Source organism: Nonomuraea sp. NPDC049486, assembly GCF_040676925.1.
Taxonomy (GTDB): domain Bacteria; phylum Actinomycetota; class Actinomycetes; order Streptosporangiales; family Streptosporangiaceae; genus Nonomuraea; species Nonomuraea ferruginea.
Genome location: NZ_JBFAPV010000003.1, coordinates 541,050 through 559,764, shown reverse-complemented (window position 1 = coordinate 559,764; position 18,715 = coordinate 541,050). Strand labels below are relative to the sequence as shown.

General features: G+C 73.3%; 15 protein-coding genes. 5 read left to right on the top strand and 10 right to left on the bottom strand.

Annotation, left to right across the window (positions count from 1 at the left end):
* Positions 1-39 precede the first annotated feature (39 nt).
* The gene (locus tag AB0K05_RS11450) at positions 40-402 is read right to left on the bottom strand and encodes a cupin domain-containing protein (protein WP_148033271.1); all 363 of its coding nucleotides are present in this window, start codon (positions 400-402) and stop codon (positions 40-42) included.
* A gap of 68 nt (positions 403-470) precedes the next feature.
* On the bottom strand, positions 471-935 hold the full coding sequence (locus tag AB0K05_RS11445; RefSeq protein WP_148033272.1) for a PPOX class F420-dependent oxidoreductase: 465 nt from the start codon (positions 933-935) through the stop codon (positions 471-473).
* 163 nt (positions 936-1,098) lie between these two features.
* On the opposite strand from AB0K05_RS11445, the gene AB0K05_RS11440 reads away from it, so the two are divergent.
* A complete protein-coding gene (locus AB0K05_RS11440) occupies positions 1,099-2,634 on the top strand; it encodes a M20/M25/M40 family metallo-hydrolase (RefSeq protein WP_148033273.1) in 1,536 nt (511 codons plus the stop codon).
* 50 nt (positions 2,635-2,684) lie between these two features.
* On the opposite strand, the gene AB0K05_RS11435 is transcribed toward AB0K05_RS11440, so the two are convergent.
* Positions 2,685-3,029: an STAS domain-containing protein gene (locus AB0K05_RS11435; RefSeq protein WP_364228585.1), complete on the bottom strand. Its 345-nt coding sequence runs from the start codon at positions 3,027-3,029 to the stop codon at positions 2,685-2,687.
* Between the two features lie 152 nt (positions 3,030-3,181).
* Here AB0K05_RS11435 and AB0K05_RS11430 point away from each other — a divergent pair, with 152 nt between their 5' ends.
* On the top strand, positions 3,182-3,517 hold the full coding sequence (locus tag AB0K05_RS11430) for a helix-turn-helix domain-containing protein (protein WP_219552092.1): 336 nt from the start codon (positions 3,182-3,184) through the stop codon (positions 3,515-3,517).
* Here AB0K05_RS11430 and AB0K05_RS11425 read toward each other — a convergent pair whose 3' ends face one another.
* On the bottom strand, positions 3,518-4,558 hold the full coding sequence (locus AB0K05_RS11425) for a PP2C family protein-serine/threonine phosphatase (RefSeq protein ID WP_364228583.1): 1,041 nt from the start codon (positions 4,556-4,558) through the stop codon (positions 3,518-3,520).
* Between the two features lie 263 nt (positions 4,559-4,821).
* On the opposite strand from AB0K05_RS11425, the gene AB0K05_RS11420 reads away from it, so the two are divergent.
* Entirely contained in the window at positions 4,822-6,948 is a 2,127-nt protein-coding gene (locus AB0K05_RS11420) for a SpoIIE family protein phosphatase (RefSeq protein WP_364228581.1), read from the top strand.
* Here the strand turns inward: AB0K05_RS11420 and AB0K05_RS11415 are convergent.
* Entirely contained in the window at positions 6,937-7,440 is a 504-nt protein-coding gene (locus AB0K05_RS11415; protein ID WP_271277891.1) for a MarR family winged helix-turn-helix transcriptional regulator, read from the bottom strand. The genes AB0K05_RS11420 and AB0K05_RS11415 overlap by 12 nt on opposite strands.
* A gap of 78 nt (positions 7,441-7,518) precedes the next feature.
* On the opposite strand from AB0K05_RS11415, the gene AB0K05_RS11410 reads away from it, so the two are divergent.
* Complete coding sequence (locus tag AB0K05_RS11410; RefSeq protein WP_364228578.1) at positions 7,519-9,759, top strand: LLM class flavin-dependent oxidoreductase; 2,241 nt, start codon at positions 7,519-7,521, stop codon at positions 9,757-9,759.
* A 3-nt stretch (positions 9,760-9,762) separates the two neighbouring features.
* On the opposite strand, the gene AB0K05_RS11405 is transcribed toward AB0K05_RS11410, so the two are convergent.
* The 5 genes from AB0K05_RS11405 to AB0K05_RS11385 all read right to left on the bottom strand — a co-directional run bounded on the left by AB0K05_RS11405 (position 9,763) and on the right by AB0K05_RS11385 (position 15,311).
* Complete coding sequence (locus AB0K05_RS11405) at positions 9,763-10,956, bottom strand: cytochrome P450 (RefSeq protein ID WP_364228576.1); 1,194 nt, start codon at positions 10,954-10,956, stop codon at positions 9,763-9,765.
* Between the two features lie 68 nt (positions 10,957-11,024).
* Positions 11,025-11,915 (bottom strand): diacylglycerol kinase family protein, encoded by an 891-nt coding sequence (locus AB0K05_RS11400; RefSeq protein WP_364228574.1) that lies wholly within the window; start codon positions 11,913-11,915, stop codon positions 11,025-11,027.
* Positions 11,916-11,954: 39 nt separating this feature from the next.
* Positions 11,955-13,838, bottom strand: coding sequence for a protein kinase (locus AB0K05_RS11395; RefSeq protein WP_364228572.1), 1,884 nt, complete (start codon positions 13,836-13,838; stop codon positions 11,955-11,957).
* Positions 13,839-13,952: 114 nt separating this feature from the next.
* Positions 13,953-14,744, bottom strand: coding sequence for a hypothetical protein (locus AB0K05_RS11390; RefSeq protein WP_364228570.1), 792 nt, complete (start codon positions 14,742-14,744; stop codon positions 13,953-13,955).
* A 105-nt stretch (positions 14,745-14,849) separates the two neighbouring features.
* The gene (locus AB0K05_RS11385) at positions 14,850-15,311 is read right to left on the bottom strand and encodes a TspO/MBR family protein (RefSeq protein WP_364228568.1); all 462 of its coding nucleotides are present in this window, start codon (positions 15,309-15,311) and stop codon (positions 14,850-14,852) included.
* Positions 15,312-15,442: 131 nt separating this feature from the next.
* Between AB0K05_RS11385 and AB0K05_RS11380 the strand changes: the two genes are divergently transcribed.
* Complete coding sequence (locus tag AB0K05_RS11380) at positions 15,443-18,703, top strand: glucodextranase DOMON-like domain-containing protein (RefSeq protein ID WP_364228566.1); 3,261 nt, start codon at positions 15,443-15,445, stop codon at positions 18,701-18,703.
* The last annotated feature ends 12 nt before the right edge of the window (positions 18,704-18,715 follow it).

The window sequence follows — 18,715 nt, the reverse complement described above, 5'->3', positions numbered from 1 at the left end:
AACACGGGAGCCCCAGAGGGCCCCACGTGTCCAGATTTTTCAGGACTCCTTTGCCTTGGCGTACTCAGCGGCACCACCCGCGAAGTCGTAGACGATCACCTGCTCGTCACCCAGCACCCACGCGTCGTGTCCCGGCGGGCAGACGAAGAGCTCTCCGGGCCCGACCTCCGTCTCGGTGCCGTCGTCCATCCTGATCAACAGGCGGCCGCGGACCACGAGCCCGTTGTGGTGGATCTGGCAGGACTTCGTTCCGGCGATCTGCTTGACCGACTCCGACCAGCGCCATCCGGGCTCGAAGGTGGCCACGCCGAAGCTGAGCCCGCTCAGCTCCAGCACTTCCATATGACCCTGCGGGAAGTCGCGGCGCTCATCCGGCTTGTCGAGACTCTTGACTTCGATCATGACGTCCCCCCTCCGTCATTCTCAGTCTCCGCCTCGGCGCGGGGTCACCACAAGGGTGGACGCCCAGGTCACCCGGCCAGCCGCGCGGGGAAGCCGCCGGTGGCGATCGGCCCCCAGCGCTCGATGTGGAGGCGGATGAGCGACTTGTCCTGGCGGCGCATGGCCTCGCGGTACTCGTCCCAGTCGGGGTGCTCGCCGGAGATGCACCGGAAGTACTCGACCAGGCCGTCGAGCGCCTCGGGCATGTCGAGCACCTCCGCGCGCCCGTCTACCTGCACGTACGGGCCGTCCCAGTCGTCGGACAGCACGCAGATGGACACCCGGTCGTCACGGCGGGCGTTGCGCGTCTTGGCCCGGTCGGGGTACGTGGAGATCACGATCCTTCCGTCGCCGTCGACGCCGCAGGCGACGGGCGACAGCTGGGGCCGCCCGTCCGCCCGTGCGGTGGAGAGCAGGCCGTGATGCCGGGGGCGGAGGAAGTCGAGCAGTTCGGGCAGTTCCACGCGCTGGGCGGTGGCGATCCTCGGAGACATGCCGCCCACCCTACGGTGACGGGTAATCCTCCTGACCCGTTCTGACTCCGTGATGCAACAGATGCATTGCCACATCTTCCCCGATAGCCGGATTTATCAATAAGTTCGGGGAACGCGCGCTTTTTGACCCCGGGGTCACCTCCCATGGTTCTGAGGAGCAATCATGCGTTCCCGCCTGCGTAAATGCGTGGTCGGCGCGGTCGCCGCCGCAGTGGCGCTCTCCACGGTCGCCGCCGCCGGACCGGCTCAAGCCCACCCCAAACCCCACGACAACGTAAGCAAGATCGTCAAGGCTGTCTCGGGCAAGAACGTCAAGAAGCACCTCAAGGTGTTCCAGGCGATCGCCGACAGGTTCGACGGCACCCGCGTGTCGGGCACCAGGGGCTACGACGCCTCCCGCGACTACGTCGCCCTGCGGCTGCGCCTGGCCGGCTACAAGGTGACGGTCCAGCCGTTCGAGTTCCTCTTCGAGGGTTACCGGACGCCGCCGGTGCTCAAGCGGACCGCGCCGGAGCAGGAGACCTACACCTACGGGTTCTTCAGCGACTACATCGCCATGGGCGACTCCCCCGCCGGTTCGGTGAGCGGCCAGGTCCAGCCGGTGGACGTGGTCCTGCCGCCGGGCGAGCCCAACAGCTCCAGCTCCGGCTGCGAGGCGAGCGACTTCGAGGGCTTCACCGCGGGCGGCATCGCGCTCATGCAGCGCGGCACCTGCAACTTCCGGGTCAAGGTGGAGAACGCGATCGCCGCGGGCGCGACCGGCGCCATCATCTTCAACGAGGGACAGGAAGGCCGCACCGAGATCGACCTGAACCCGGTGCTCGGCGGCCCCGGGATCACGATCCCGTCGTTCTTCACCAGCTTCGCCGTCGGCCAGGAGCTCGCCGCCGAGGGCACGTCCGTCACGATGAACTGGGACCCGATCTCCGAGACGCGGACCACGTACAACGTGATCGCGGAGAGCCGGAAGGGCGACCCGGACAACGTCGTCATGCTCGGCGCGCACCTCGACAGCGTGCAGGAGGGCCCCGGCATCAACGACAACGGCTCGGGCAGCGCCGGCACCCTCGAAGTGGCGCTGCAGATGGCCAAGCTCAAGCCGAAGAACAAGATGCGCTTCGCGTTCTGGGGCGCCGAGGAGTTCGGCCTGCTCGGCTCCGAGCACTACGTGGCCAACCTCACGGAGGCGGAGCGGGCCAAGATCGCTCTGTACCTCAACTTCGACATGATCGCCTCGCCGAACTACACCTTCGGCATCTACGACGGTGACGGCGACGCCTTCGGCACCGCCGGGCCTCCCGGGTCCGACCAGATCGAGGCGGACTTCGAGAAGTTCTTCGCCGATCGCGGCGAGCCGTTCAAGGCCACCGCGTTCACCGGCCGCTCGGACTACGGGCCGTTCATCGCGGTCGGCATCCCGGCCGGCGGCCTGTTCACCGGCGCCGAGGTGCTCAAGACGGCGGAGGAGGCCGCGATCTTCGGCGGCACGGCGGGCATCCCGCTCGACCCGTGCTACCACCAGGCCTGTGACACGATCAAGAACATCAGCGACAAGGCGCTGGACGTGAACTCCGACGCGATCGCCACCCTGGCGGCCACCTACGCCTTCGACACCGGCACGATCGGCGCCGCCGCGCCGACCCAGGCTCGCGCCGCCCAGGCCGAGCACCGCCACGGACCGGCGGAGGCGCTGAAGTAGACACTCTCCCGCGGCGCCCGCTCCCGCACGGGGGCGGGCGTCGCCGGGTGTCAGTCGAGTGGGGGCAGTCCGAGCACGTCGATCAGGCGGCGCATCTGCCGCGGGGTGTTGCGGACGACGACGCCGTCGCACGCGGCGAGGCCGAGCAGCGAGCGCAGCCCCGCCAGGTCGATGAAGCCGACGCGGCCGACGTCCACGATCAGGTCGGCGTCGATGCGCCGGGCGCGCTGCAGCGCGGACACCGCCTCCGCGCGGTTGGTGACGTCGATGTCGCCCTCCAGCCGCACCAGCGAGGGACCCGGCATCACCGTGCAGGTGACGCGGAGCAGGCTGTCGACATACAGCAGATGCTCAGCCGCCGGCACGTGGGCGTGCCCGGCACCACTCATCACCATCGCATCTCCCGCCAGCGCACGCATCGACCCGACCCCTCGTCACTAGGCCTCGCCACGACCCGGTCAACCTCCTGCCAACACAATACAGGAAGAAGTTTTCTGTATAAAATGTTCCGGTACGGAAATCGAGCCCCAAGGAGGGCGGCAAGTCGATGAACGGCGTCGACGATCGGCGATCGGGCTGGACGTTCCTGACCAACCACGCCCGGGTGCTCATAGCCGTGTCCGCCGATCCCCAGGTGCGGCTCCGCGACATCGCCGCGACGATCGGCATCACCGAGCGCGCCGCCCAGGGCATCGTCTCCGACCTGGAGGACGCCGGATACCTCATGCGCGAGCGGATGGGGCGCCGCAACCGCTACGAGATCAACCCGAGCGCCGAGCTGCGCCACCACACCGAGGCCGGCATCCCGGTCCAGGCGCTGATCGACATGTTCCGCCACCGCGACCTCGGGCCCGCCGGCGCGGAGGAGAGCGGCCCCTCCTGATCAGTGCCGCCCCGAGCCGCTCCTGCGCAACGTGAGGATGGCCAGGTCGTCGCCGAAGTCGGCGGCGGTGAACGCGTGCAGGTCGTCCAGCAGGGCCTCGGCGAGGGCCGACGAAGAACGCCTGGCCCAGGCCCGCAGCCGGGGCTCCAGCGGGTAGAAGGCGCCGCGGGGGTCGCGCGCCTCGGTGACCCCGTCCGTGCACAGCAGCATCGTCGCGTCCGGCGGGAAGGCGAAGCGCACCGCCTCGCGGCGCTTGTCCGCCAGCCGGCCCAGCCCGAGAGGGAGCTCCGGCTCGCCCAGGTCGGCCTGCCAGGCGTGGGAGTGGGCGACCAGGTAGGGGGCGATGTGGCCGCAGTTGACCGCCTCCACCTCCACACGGGCGTCGATGTGCAGCACGAGGGCGGTGACGAACCGCTCGTACTCGCCGGTGCGCCGGGCGCCCTCGTTGTGCCTGACCACCGCGGTCTCCAGCGCCTCCACCACCCCGGCCAGGCTCCGCTCCCGGTGGGCCGCCTCCCGGAACGCGCCCAGCAGCGCGATGGCCGCCCCGATCGCGTGCAGCCCCTTGCCCTGCACGTCAGCGATCATCACCCGGGTGCCGTGATCGGTGTCGACGACCTCGTACATGTCGCCGCCGACCGTGGCGTCCTCCTCCACGGGCTCGTAGACCCCGTCCACGACCACGTCGGCAGTGCGCACCGGCAACGGGCGGACGATCTGGCTCTGCAGCGCCGCACCGGCCGAGCGCAGCCGGTGGATCTCCTCTTCGCGGGCGATCCGGTAGCGGCAGCTGAGCACGCTCCACACGCCGAACAGGGCCGTGAACGTCATCGCGCCCAGGTCCATGCCGATGCCCTCGCCCTCGGACGCCACGACGAAGCCGATCGTCGCGACCACCCACACGGACGCCGTGGTCGTCTGCGCCACACTGCCCACGCCGGAGATGACCGCGGGCAGGAAGATGAGCAGCGGCACCAGCCGGTCGACGGCCCCGACCAGCAGGCCGAGCCCGAGCACGGCCACGGTGACGACGAGCAGCATGGCGGCGAAAGTCCACTCTGACAGAACGGCCCGCCCGCGCCGCACCCGCCTCGAACCCCTCACGCCTCCCCCGATGCCCTAGCTCCACCTGCCCCATACCCATCGACCTGCGGAAAAGCCGACCTCAAGGCCGCGAAACCGGATGACGGCGCCCGAGATTTTAGGTTTGACTGACGCTCTGTGAACGCATCCTGCCTGTATGGGGGATTTCAGAGGACCGTTTCCACCGGTACCGCACGCCGGGGGCCGGACGGGCTAGCGGCGTGCGACAGGAGTTCGAGGCCACCGCGGCTCCCGGTCCGGAGGCGCGGCAGCTGCATGACCTGCTCGTGGCGGTCATCGACGCCACCGGGGCCCACCTCGGCGCGCTCTACCTGCTCGGCGAGGACCAGCGGCTGCTGCTCATGGACGCCGAGCAGGGCTTCCCCATCACGATCGCCAGGGCCTGGTCGAGAGTGCGCGTCAACGGGCCCGTGCCGTCGGCGGTGGCCCTGCGCGAGCGGCGGCTGGTCTGGCTGGCCGACCAGGCGGAGCTGGCCCGTGACTACCCCGGTGCGGCGCTGTCCCTGCCGTACGACTTCTCGATGGCCGCCGCTCCCATCTGCGCCGGCGACACCGCCTGGGGGGCGCTGCTGCTGGCCTGGCCGCCGGGCCAGACCGAGCTCACCGAGGAACGGCGGCAGCTGATCGAGCGGACGTGCCACCGGATGGGCACGGTGCTGAGCGACGCCGCGCGGCGCGGGCAGCCGGTGACGCCCCGCGTCCGGCCGCGCGTGATCTCCCCCCGGCGGGGGCGGCGGCTCGACCCCGACGCCGGCATGGCCGCCCTGGACTGCCTCAGCGGCCTGCCCGAAGGCTACCTGGCGCTGAACCTGGAAGGCCGGATCACGTTCCTCACCCCGTCGGCCGCCGAACTGCTCGGCGACTCGCCTTCCCAGCTGCTCGGCCGGCGCGCCTGGGAGGCGCTGCCGTGGCTGAACACCCCCGAGTACGAGGACCGCTACCGGGCGGCGGTGATCAGCCAGGAGGCCACCTCCTTCACCGCCCGGCGGCCCAGCGGGCAGTGGCTGGCCTTCCAGCTCTATCCCGCGCCGATGGGCATCAGCGTCCGCGTCACGCCCAGCACCATGGCGCGTGACCCGGGGCATCTCATGCCGGACCAGATGCTGGCCGGGAGCAGGAGGACGGCCAGTTCCACGCTGCACAGCATGCTGCAGCTGACCGCCATGCTCAGCCAGGCGGCCACCGTGCAGGAGATCGTCGACCTGGTGGGCGACCACCTGCTGCCGGTCTTCAACGCGCAGTCCCTGTCCATCCTGACCGCCGAGAGCGGCCGGATGATCCTGCTCGGCAGCCGTGGCACGAGCCGGAAGACCATCGACACGTTCAACGAGTGGTCGACGACCAGGTCGAGCCCGGCAGGCTCCCCGGCCGACGCCGTCGAGCCGGGGTTCTTCGCCTCCCGGCGGGAACTGCGCACGATCTATCCTCCGGCGGTCGACGACCCCATCGCGGCCTGCGCGGTGCTGCCGCTGACCACGCAGGGACGGTCGTTCGGCACGCTGGTGATCGGCTACGAACGCCCGCACCACTTCACCGAGGACGAGCGCGCCACCCTCACCTCGCTCGCCGGACTGGTCGCCCAGGCGCTCGACCGGGCCAAGCTGTACGACGCCAAGCACCGGCTTGCGCAGAGCCTTCAGGAAAGCCTGCTCCCGCGCCGCCTGCCGCACATCGACGGGCTGGACGTGGCCGCCCGCTACCTGCCCGCCACCTTCGGCATGGACATCGGCGGCGACTTCTACGACCTGATCAGCCTGGGTGACGAGTGCGCGGCGGCGGTCATCGGCGACGTGCAGGGCCACGACCCGACGGCTGCGGCGCTGATGGGGCAGGTGCGCACGGCGATCCACGCCTACGCGGCCTCGGGAGCAGATCCCGGCGAGATTCTCGCGCACACGAACCGGCTGGTCATCGACCTGACGCCGAACCGGTTCACCAGCTGCCTCTACATCAACCTCGACCTGCACAACAGGGTGCTGGACGTGGCCAGCGCCGGCCACCTGCCGGCGCTGCTGCACCACCACGGCGGGGCGACCCAGCTGATCGAGCCGGCCCCCGGGCTCCTGCTCGGCATCGACCCGCACGCCGAGTACGAGGCCTCGCAGGTCGCGCTGCCGCCCGGCGGCACGCTCGCCCTCTACACCGACGGACTGGTCGAAGCGCCCGGCGTGCTGCTGGACGACGCCATCGCCGAACTCTCCCTGCACCTCGGCAGGCTCGCCCGGCGGCCGCTGCAGGAGCTCGCGGACGCCCTCATCGCCCCCTCGTCGAACGTCGACCAGCGCCTCGACGACATCGCGCTGCTCCTGCTGCGCTCAGTCGACTGACGGGGCGCCGGGGAAGACCTCGGCGCGGGCGGCGCGGCAGGACGGGTCCTCCTCCGCTGCCCTCTCCAGGCGGGCCGACAGGAGAGCGGCCGTCTCCTCCAGCCCGGCGAGCCGGTCGGGGCCGAGGGCGTCGAGGACGAGGCGGCGGACGGAGTCGTCGCGCACCTGCCGGGCGCGGGCGGCCGCCTCGCGCCCCTCGGGGGTGAGCGCGATGTCCCAGCCGCGCGCGTCCTCGGCGCACGACTCGCGCCCCAGGAGGCCGCGCTTGGCCATCCGGCCGACCTGGTGGGACAGCCGGCTCTTCTCCCACTGCAGCACCCAGCGCAGCTCCAGCGCGCGCATCCGGCCGCCGGGGGCGTCGAGCAGCGCGTCGAGGACCTGGTAGTCGGCTTCGGACAGCCCGGTGGCCCGGGTCAGCTCGCGGGACAGGTGAGCCGCGAGCTGGGTGTGCACGGTGCTGTAAGCACGCCACGCGGCCAGGTCGGCTGTCATGCCACCAGCCTACGTCACAAAGGTTGACATGTCATCCATCCCGAATAAGGTTGACACATCTACCATATGGAGGACGGGATGCCCGACTACGGCCACGACCTACGCTTCGGGTCGTTCATCACCCCGCAGAACGGCCGGCCCGAGCTGGCCGTCGAGCTGGCGCGGCTGAGCGAGGAGGCGGGCCTGGACCTGGTGACGTTCCAGGACCACCCGTACCAGGCGACCTTCCTGGACACCTGGACGCTGATGAGCTGGGTGGCGGCGCGCACCGAGCGCGTCCACCTGTCCGGCAACGTGCTCAACCTGCCGCTGCGCCCGCCCGCGGTGCTGGCCAGGTCCGTGGCGAGCCTGGACCTGCTGTCAGGCGGGCGGGTCGAGCTCGGCCTGGGCGCGGGCGGGTTCTGGGACGCGATCGAGGCCATGGGCGGCAGGCGGCTGAGCCCCGGCCAGGCGGTGGACGCGCTCAGCGAGGCCATCGACGTGATCCGCGGCGTGTGGGACGCCGACGAGCGGCGCCCGCTGCGGGTCGACGGCGCCCACTACACGGTCAAGGGCGCCAAGCGGGGCCCGGCGCCGGCCCACGACGTGCCGATCTGGCTGGGCGCGTACAAGCCGAGGATGCTGCGGCTGGTCGGCGCGAAGGCGGACGGGTGGCTGCCCAGCCTCGGCTACGCCACGCCGGAGGACCTCACCGCCGGCAACAAGATCATCGACGAGGCGGCGGACGGGGCGGGCCGCGACCCGCGCGAGATCCGGCGCCTGCTCAACCTCATGAGCGAGTTCGCCGGCGATTCCGCCGAGGAGTGGGTGGAGCGGCTGCTGCCGCTGGCCGTCGAGGACGGGATCAGCACGTTCATCCTGCCCGGCGACGACCCGGCCGCCATCGAGCGCTTCGGCCGGGAGGTGGCGCCCGCGCTGCGCGAGGCCGTCGCCGCCGAACGCGCCGCCCGCGGCGTCACGACCGGCCCCGCGCGGCCTCCCCGGGCGCTCGCGCTGCGCCGTCCCGGCATCGACTACGACGCGGTGCCCGCCTCGCTGGCGGGCACCGCGGTGGAGCCCGGCGACCGCGAGTACGAGCGCGTCCGCTCCTCCTACATCTGGACCGGCTCCCCCGGGCTGGTGCTCCGCCCCGCCACGGCCGGGCAGGTGGCCGAGGCTCTCACGTACGCGCAGGGCCAGGACGTGCCGCTGGCCGTGCGCAGCGGCGGGCACGGGATCAGCGGGCGGTCCACCAACGACGGCGGGATCGTCGTCGACGTCGGCGCGCTGGACGCGGTCGAGGTCCTCGACCGCGGGCGGAGGCTGGTGCGCGTCGGCGCCGGCGCCCGCTGGGGCGACGTGGCGAGCGCGCTGAGCCCGCACGGGCTGGCGATCAGCTCGGGCGACTACGGCGACGTCGGCGTGGGCGGGCTGGCCACGGCCGGCGGGCAGGGCTTCCTGGCCCGCTCCTACGGGCTGACGATCGACCACGTGGTGGGCGCCGAGGTGGCGCTGGCCGACGGCCGGACCGTCCGGGCGGACCCGGAGCACCATCCTGACCTGTTCTGGGCGCTGCGCGGCGCGGGCGGCAACCTGGGCGTCGTCACCTCGTTCGACATCGAGGCGACCGAGCTGTCCGACGTGGTGTTCGCGGTCTTCGTGCACGACGCCTCCGACACGGCCGCGTTCCTGGAGCGCTGGGGGCGGGCCGTGGAGGCGAGCCCGCGGAAGCTGACCCCGTTCACCACCGTGTTCCCGGGGCAGCAGGGCTACTCGGCGCTGGCCCAGACGTTCGCCGTGTGGGCCGGTGACGACGCCGACGCGGCGGTGGCGGCGCTGGAGCCGTTCCTGGAGGTGGCGCCGGTGCTCCAGCAGCAGGCGCAGCTCGCCCCGTACGCGGCTGTCGTCGCGCCGCACCGCAACCGGCACACCGGGCAGCAGGGCGGCCTGCGCGGCCACTCCGCCCTGGTGGACCACCTCGACGCGGACACCTCGGGGCGGCTGGCGGAGATGTTCGAGCAGCGGCTGCTCACCATGGTCCAGGTGCGCTCGGTCGGCGGCGCCGTCAACGACGTCGCCTCCGGCGCCACCGCGTACGCCCACCGCACCCAGAACTTCTCCGTCAACGGCGTGATCTCCGCGGCGCGGGCGGCGCGGGCCGAGCGCGCGTGGGACGGGCTGGGCGTGACGGCCGCCTACCTCAGCTTCGAGCCGCGCTTCGAGGACAAGCTGCTGGCCAGGGCGTTCCCGCCGGCGACCCTGGCCAGGCTGCGGCAGGTGAAGGCCGCGTACGACCCGGGCAACGTGTTCCGCCACAACTTCCCGATCACGCCCGCCTGACCGCTACCAGGCGACGTGCAGGGACGTCAGGCCGTGGACGATGTGCATGGTGCGGAAGACCGGGGCCGGCTCCGCCTCCCTGAGCGTGGGGAAGCGCTCCAGCAGGGCCGGGAAGGCGATGCGCATCTCCATCCGGGCCAGCGGGGCGCCCAGGCAGTGGTGCACGCCGTGACCGAAGGCCAGGTGGCCGGGCTCGCCGCGCGACAGGTCCAGCGTGTCCGGGTCGGCGGCCAGGCCGGGGTCGCGGTTGCCGGCCGGGAGCGCGCACACCACCAGCTCGCCGGGGCCGATCCGCCGCCCGGCGATCTCGACCTCCGTGGCGGTCAGCTTGAGCGTGCCGGAGTGCACGATGCTCAGCCAGCGCAGCAGCTCCTCGACGGCGGCGTCGATCCTGGCGGGCTCCTCGCGCAGCAGCTCGAGCTGGCCGGGGTGGCGCAGCAGGGCGAGCGTGCCCAGCGCGAGCATGTTGGAGGTGGTCTCGTGCCCGGCGAGCAGCAGCAGCCCGCCGATGCCGATCAGCTCGTCGTCGCTGAGGTCGTCGCCGTGCTCCCGCACCAGCGTGCCGATCAGGTCGTCGCCCGGCTCGGCCCGCTCGCGGGCGACCAGCCCCGCCATGTACGCGCGCGACTCCAGCCGGACCGCCAGCGCCTCCTCCGGCGGGGTCGACATGTCGAGCATGCGGCTGGTGCGCCGCTGGAAGCCCTCCCGATCCTCGTACGGGACGCCGAGCAGCTCGCAGATGACCAGCGACGGGATCGGCAGCGCGAACGACCGGACCAGGTCGGCGGGCGGGCCGGCCGCCTCCATCGCGTCCAGGTGCTCGGCGACGATGCCGGCGATGCGCGGCTCCAGGCGGCGCATCCGGCGGATGGTGAACTCGGGCGCCAGCATCCGGCGTATCCGGGTGTGGTCGGGCGGGTTCAGCTGCAGCAGGTTGCCGGCGCGCAGGGTGGCGAGCTGCTCCTCCGACAGCTCCGGCGCTCCGGGCAGCTGCGGCAGGCCGAAGAAGGCGATCGGGAAGCGCTCGGCGTCGCCCAGCACCTCGCGGATGTCGGCGTGGCGGGTGACCATCCAGGCGTCGACCCCGAACGGGGTGCCGATCCTGCTGACGCCCTCCGCGCGCAGGGCGGACAGCTCGGGCGCGGGGCCGAAGCCGTCCCTGCGCATGTACATCGGCGGCTGCGTCGGCTCGCTCACGCGATCCCCCTGGAGGTGAGTATCCGGATGCCTCCACTGTGATCGATCCCGCGCCGCCTCGCCAGGGGTCAGCCCTCCTTGGGGACGATCACGCTCCAGGCCGCGGGGCGGAGCGTCCAGGCGTGTTGCGAGGCCGGCGGGAGGAGCTCGCCGTCGGCGTTGGCCGCGACCGGCTCGCCCTCGACGGTGATGCCCCTGCCCCTGACGGTGATCACGTCGGCGCGTTCCGGATGCCTGCCCCGGCGCAGCAGGACGCCGAAGGCCAGCCTGGCCAGCGGCGAGACCGCGTACGAGATCACCACGTCGGCCAGGCCGTCGTCGGGGCGGGCGTGCGGGGCGAGCGGGGTGCCGCCGCCGATCGAGACGCCGTTGCCGATCCCCACCATGAGCACCCGCCGCCGCCCGTCGGTGACCGGCTCGCCGTCCACCTTCACCCGCAGCCGCCACCCCTTGCTGCGCGCCCCGGCGACCAGCGCGCCCACCGCGTACGCGGCCCTGCGCAGCAGGGGCTTGAGCGCGGTCGCGTGCTCGGAGGCGTGCGCGCCGACGCCGACGTGCACGGCGTTCACCACGATCCCGCCCTCGTCGTCGACCAGCAGGTCCAGCGTCCGCTCCCGGCCGTCGGACAGCGCGCGGGCCGCCTCGCGCGCGTCGAGCGGGATGCCCAGCGCGCGGGCCAGGTCGTTGCCGGTGCCGAGCGGCACCAGCCCGATCGGGCGGGTGGCCAGCTCTCCCCTGGCCAGCAGCGCCGCCACGACGGCGTGCACGGTCCCGTCGCCGCCCAGCACCACCGGGACCCTGCCGGGATGCTCCGCCAGCGCGCGCTCGATGTCGCCCGGCCGCTCGACGTCGCACACCACCACGTCACCCGACAGGGCGTCCAGCACCTCCTCGCGCGCCGTCCCGTCGACGCCGCCGGCCGCCGCGTTGCCGATCACCACGAACCCGTGCTCCGCCATGGCCGATGAGGTGCCCGTGTTCGCCGGGAACTAACCGCTTCATCCGCCGGCGGGGTACTTCGCGATCACCTTGCCCGTCGGGTCGGCGGCCAGGTAGCCGCTGGCGTGGTACTCGTCGGAGACGTAGACCCGGATCGCGCCCGTCTCATGGAAGGCGGCGTCGACGATGATGTAGCGGGTGGTGGGCTTCTTGACCCCGAGCTCCCTGTTCGCCCTGCGGATCAGGGCGGGCAGCGCGTCCCAGTTGTACTTCCGCAGGTCCACGATGGGTTTGCTGACCGTGGAGCCGGGGCCGTCCTTGGTGGCCACGCCGTCGCGATAGGTGTACCGGTCGTAGACCGTCTTGCGGCCCTTGACCGGGGCGCCGGCGATCGCGTACGTGGGATAGACGGTCAGGTCGACCACCTGGGTGCCGCCCATGACCGGCTTCAGGTCGGCGACGAGGCGGCGCATCCCTGCGGGGGTGAGCAGGTTGACGGGCTCGCGCTCCTCGGTCTCCGCCGGGGCCGGTTCCGTGCCGGTCTCCGCCGGGGTCGGTTCCGTGCCGGTCTCCGCCGAGGTCCGTTCCGTGGCCGGGGTCTCTTCGGCGGCGCTCGTCCGTCTGTCGGCTGCGGGGCTCTCGGAGGCGCCGCCGCGATGGCCGGGCGGCAACACCCACACCACGACCGCCGCCACCGACACCGCCGCCACCCCGGCGACGATCGACATCGTCACCTGACTCCTGCGCCGGGACGCCCTGGTGGGCGCGGTCACCGAGGGCGGCTCGGTGTTCCACTGCGGGCCGGACGGCCTGGCCGAGCCGGGATACGCGGGCCCACCGGGCGCGCCGTGGTACCCGGGCACGCCGGGATGCCCTGGCGCGCCGGGATGCCCTGGCGCGCCCGGATAAGCCGGGGCGCCATAGGCGGGGGCGCCGTGCGAGCCGGGGTACGCGGGACCGGCGGGCCGGTGCGGACCGGTCGGAGGACCTGACAGCGGGCCGGGCGGGGGACCTGACAGCGGGCCGGACGGTAAGCCTGACGGTGGGCCGGTCGGGGGTGGGCGGTGGGGTGGGTGGGCCAAGGGCGGGCCGGGGTGGGGGGAGAAGTTCTGAGGCGGGGCGTCGTGGGCGGCGGCGAGCATGCGGTCCAGGGCGTCGGGGCCGGGCCTGGCGGCGGGGTCGCGGTTGAGCAGGGCGAACAGCACCGGTGTCAGGCCGCCTGCCCGCTCCGGCGCCGGCACCTCCTGGTTGAGCACCGCGGCCAGGGTGGCCAGCGGAGTGGCGCGCCGCAGGGGGTGGCGGCCCTCGACGGCCACGTACAGGAGCATGCCGAGCGACCACAGGTCGGAGGCGGGGTCGCCCTCGTGGCCGTTGATGCGCTCGGGCGCCATGTACTCGGGCGAGCCGATGAACGAGCCGGTCGCGGTCAGCCCGGGCGACTCCCGCACGGCGGCGATGCCGAAGTCGGTGAGGACCGAGCGCCCGTCGGGGCGGAGCAGGACGTTTCCCGGCTTGACGTCACGGTGCAAAATGCCGACGGCGTGCGCGGCGCGTAACGCGGACAGCACCTCACGACCCAGCCGGGCCGTCTCGGCCGGGGCCATCGGCCCGTCGGACAGCCGGTCCTGCAGCGAGCCGCCGGTCACCAGCTCCATGACCAGCCAGGGGAAGCCGTCTTCGCCGGTGTCGACGATGTGGTGGATGGTGACGACGTGCGGGTGGTTGAGCCGGGCCAGGGCGCGGGCCTCGCGCAGCACCCTGGCGCGCAGCTCGCGGTCCCGGGCGGGGTCGGGGTCGCCCAGGGCGGGGTCGGGCGGCCGCACTTCCTTGAGCGCGACCTCCCGGTGCAGCGCCTGGTCCCAGGCCCGCCACACCAGCCCCATGCCCCCGCCGCCGAGCCGCTCCACGAGCTCGAATCGGCCGTCGATCACCCGATTCACCATGCGCAGCAGCGTACGGCCTCAGCGGGCGCCGGTTCTCTTCACCTGTCGCCTGACCTTGTCACCCGTACGGTGTCAGGCGCCGGGTGCGCCGAACCCGGCGCCCGGCCGCGGCCGTCAGTCGTCGTCGACCATGCCGCGCAGCAGCAGGCCGATGCCGAGGCTCTCCATCAGCGACTGCCCGTTCGGCTGCACGTAGACCTGCGAGTACTGGTACGGCTGCACCTGAGCCTGGGCCCGCTGCTGCCCCCGGCCCTGCCACTGGACCTGCGGCTGGACCTGGACCTGCTGCTGAACCTCAGGCTGGTTCTGCGCCTCGGGCTGCGGCTGCGGCTGGGCCTGGGGCTCGGGCTGCGGCTGGGCGTCGGCGCCCGGCGCGGCCGGGGCCGGGGTCGGGTCGTCGGACAGGGCCTGCGAAGCGGACCCGGCCTGCGGGCCGGGCTGCGGCTGGACGGCCGTGGTGCCGGGCAGCATCGACGGGTCGCCGACGCAGACCGAGGCGGTGCCTGACGACCGCTCGATGAGCTCCCTGACGCCGAGTGCGTCGAGCATCGGCCAGTTCGGCGACCAGCCGGGGCCCACCCGGTACCTGATGCAGTTCTCCTCCTCGTTGTCGGCCGTCCGCGCGACGTGGCCGTCGGCGCCCGACTGGCAGGCGAGCTGACCGAGCAGCGCCTTGGCGCCCGACTCGTCCAGCACTGGTGCCGCCGGGCCCGGCTGGACCACCTGGACCAGCTTCTCGACGAACCGCTGGGTCTCCGCGGTGTGGGCCGGAGCGGTCACGCCGCCCACGGAGCCGGATTTCGGGACGGAGCCGGCCGCGGCCGGCGCGCACTGGCCGGCGTCCTCGGCTGCCGCGGGACCCGCGACCAGCAGCACGCTGGTGGCGGCGGTGGCTAGTGCGGTCATGGCGTACTTGTACATGCATCCCCCTGCGGGCGGTGATGTGATCATCCGAAGTGATCAGTACCCATAGTGAGGGATTGGCTACTTAATGTTTGAATCTACTGATCTTTACTCGGGGTTCTTCCGGACGATCTCCGCGTTCAGGGCGGTGGCGAACGCCGTCCACGTCGCGTACGGGACCAGGAGCAGCCCCGCGGTGCGGTCGGCGCGCATGGCCTTGCGCACGAGCAGCACGTTGGCGGTGTTGAGCGCGACGATCTCCGCCAGCGCCAGGCGCGGCGAGCGGACGCCGAAGAACAGCGCCGGCCAGGCGGCGTTCAGCGCCAGGTTGGCGGCCAGCGTGCGGCCGAGGGCGGCGCGCTCGTCGCCCGCCCGGTCCAGGGCGCGGGCGCCGCCGTAGGCGATGAGCGCGTACAGCGGGTTCCACACCAGCGGGAAGACGGCCGGTGGCGGCTGCCAGGAGGGCTTGTCGAGCTTCTGGAACCAGGGCCGCCCCGATCTGGTGGCGATCCCGCCCAGGGCGGCCGCGGCGGCGGTGCCGAGCGCCGTGGCCAGCAGTGTCTTCTTCATGACGGTCGCCCCTGCCCCGTCAGCGTGGCGGCTCACCCGCGGGGTTGACACGCGGGCGGTGACGGTCTTGTCTGCAAAGGGGATTACCAGGGCACGGGGCGGGGCGCGTGCGGTTCCAGAGGGAGCTTCGCATGGCTGCTGTCCGCCGGTTCGCGCTCGCCCTGGTCGTCGCCGCCTCGCTGGCCGGGGTGCCGCCGCTGCCCGCGCACGCCGCCCCCGCGCCCGGCGGGCCCGGCTCGGCGTCCCACTTCGGGCTCGCGCGCAAGGACTGCGTCGGCACGTCCGCGGGCCGCGAGTCCAAGGTCTGGTTCACGGTGGCGGGCGGCGTTTTGTCCGACGTGTACGAGCCCACCATCGACAACACGAACGTGGAGACCATGCGGTTCGCGGTCACCGACGGCCGCACGTTCACCGAGCTGCAGTCCCGCGACACGACTTATGAGGTGACCACCAGCCGTTCCGGCATGGCCTGCACCGTCACCGCCACGAGCAGGGCCGGCCGCTACCGGCTGACCACCACGTACGTCACCGACCCGGACCGGGACGCCGTCGTGGTCAGCGCCCGGCTGCGGCCCGCGAACCTGCGGCTGTACGCGCTGCTGGACGCGAGCGTGAACGGCAACGGCGGCGGCGGGACCGCGAACGGCGGCGCCGACAGCGGCACGGTCGACGCCGCCACCGGCGCGCCGGTGGTCTCCGACCTGAACACCGTGACGTCCGCGCCCGGCCGCGACTACGCCGTGCCCACCCACCTGGCCCTGCGCGCCGAGCGGCGGCTGCCGGAGGCGAGCGTCGGCTACGCGGGCACCGGGAGCGACGGCGCCGTGCAGCTCGACGGCGCACGCTCGCTCACCCCGTACACCGCCGCCCCGGACGGCAACGTGGTGGCCGCGGTCCGGCTGCCGCTCGACCGGTCGGGCGAGGTGACGTTCGCGCTCGGCTTCGGCCGCACCAAGGCCGCCGCGCTGCGCACCGCGGGCGACGCGGCCGGGCGTCCCTTCGCGGCGACGCTGGCCCGGTACGAGGCGGGCTGGACGGTCTACGACGCTGGCCTGCGGCGCCCGCCGGGACCGCTGGCCGACCGCTACCGGCTGTCGGCGAACGTGCTCAAGGCCAGTGAGGACAAGACGTTTCCCGGCGCGGTCGTCGCCTCGCTGGGCAGCCCGTGGGGGCAGGCCGTCGACGCGGGCGCCGTGGTGGGCGGCCGGGCCGTCTACTTCGGCTCGTACCGCCAGGTGTTCGCCCGCGACGCGTACGAGACGTTCACCGGGTTCCTCACCGCCGGGGACCTGGCCACGGCGCGGGCCGTCACCCGCTTCCTGTTCGAGCGCCAGCAACTGCCCGACGGCCGGATGCCGCGCAACTCGCTGATCAACGGGAGGCTCGCCCCCGACTCGGGCGGCGACCAGCTCGACGAGACGGCGTTCCCGATCCTCATGGCCTACCAGGCGGGGCTCTCCGGCGACCGGAAGCTGTGGCCCCGGGTGCGGGCGGCGGCCGACTTCGTGGTCGCGCACGGGCCGGCGTTCGGCGTGGAGCGGTGGGAGGAGCAGTCGGGCCACTCGCCGTCCACGATCGCCTCCCAGATCGCCGGGCTGGTCGCCGCCGGGGAGATCGCCTCCCGGCAGGACGACCCGGCCAGGGCCAGGCTCTACCGGGCGACCGCCGACCACTTCGCCCGCTCGGTCAAGGGCTGGACCGTGACCACGACGGGCCCGTACGCGGACCGCTACTTCCTGCGGCTGTCGCGCCACGGCGACCCGGACGCCGCCGACTCCTACAACCTGGGCAACGGCGCGCCGACCGAGGACCAGCGGCGGGTCGTCGACGCGGGCTTCCTGGAGCTGACCAGGCTCGGCGTCCTGCCGCCCGGCGACCCGGACGTGCTGGCCAGTCTCCAGGTGGTGGACCGGGTCATCCGGCGGACCACGCCGAACGGCCCCGGCTGGTACCGGTACGGCTCCGGCACCGAGGGCACCGAGGACGGCTACGGCGACTGCTACGAACCCGACCCGACCGCCTGCGCGCCCACCGGCAGCCCGTGGCCCACCACGAACACCGGCTCCGGCCACCTGTGGCCCGTCCTGTCCGGCGAGCGCGCCGAGCACGCGCTGCAGACCGGCGACCGGGCCACCGCCGGATCGCTGCTGGACGCCATGCACGCCATGTCGTCCGGCACCGGCCTCGTCCCCGAGCAGACCTGGGAGAACCCCGCGCTGCCCGCCTCCCCGTACGGGTCCGACCCGGCGACCGCCTCCATCGGCTTCACGGCCGGCGGGCCCGCGGGTTCGGCCTCGCCGCTGACCTGGGCGCAGGCCCAGGAGCTGCGGCTGATCCTGTCGCTCGCCGAGGGCCGCCCGCTGGAGCAGCCCGAGGTGGTCCGCCGCCGCTACGCCGACCACGGCATGCCCGGAACCGTCCCGCTCACGGTCACCGCCCCCGAGGACGGCGCGACCCCCTCCGGCACCTCCGTCACCGTCACCGGCACCACCGCGCCGGGAGCGCGGGTCGACGTCGCCGCCACCCCGGTCGACACGGGCGCCCCCGCCCGCCTGGTGTCGGTACGCGCCCGTACCGACGGCTCGTTCACCGCCGCGGCGCCGGTCTCGTTCGGCGAGGTCGCGCTGGTCGTCACGGCGACCGCGGACGACCGCACCGCCTACGCCCGCCGCTCGGTCGTCGGCGACATCACCGGGGCCACGACCGTGCTCGACGTGACCGACCCGGACGGCGACGACCACGGGCCCGGCACGTACGCCTACCCGACCTCGCCCGACTTCCACGACGGCGCGTTCGACCTGCGCCGCTTCCAGGTGATCACCGACGAGACCACCGTCTACCTCCGGGCGGAGGTACGCGACCTCACCCCGACCTTCGGCAACCAGATGGGCGCCCAGCTGCTCGACGTCTACGTCCAGGACCCGCAGGTGGCCGAGCGGTCGGCCGAGGCCGCGTTCCCGCAGCGCAACCACCGCCTCGCCGACCCGTGGACGCAGCGGGTGGAGGCGCAGGGGTTCGCCGCGCCCGTGTGGGTGACGGCCGGCGGGACCGCGGTGCCGGGCGCCGCGGTGCGCGCCTCGGGCGCCACCAGGACGATCACCGTCGCGCTGCCCCGGGCGTCGTTCGGCACGCCGGGCCCCGGCTGGCGCTTCGCCGTCGTGCTCACCGGCCAGGACGGCTTCAGCGCCGACCAGGCCAGGGGCTTCGCCCCCACGCCGCAGCCGTTCCAGTTCGGCGTGTGCGCGCCGGGCGGCGCCGAGCCCATCTGCTCGTCCGCCCCTGGCGCGGTGCCGAAGGCGCTCGACGTCGTCCTGCCGGCGGGCGTCTCCCAGGCCGACGTGCTGAACCCGCTGCCCGGCCCGGTGACCATCCCCGCCGTCCCCGTACCCTGAGGGGGTCCTGAC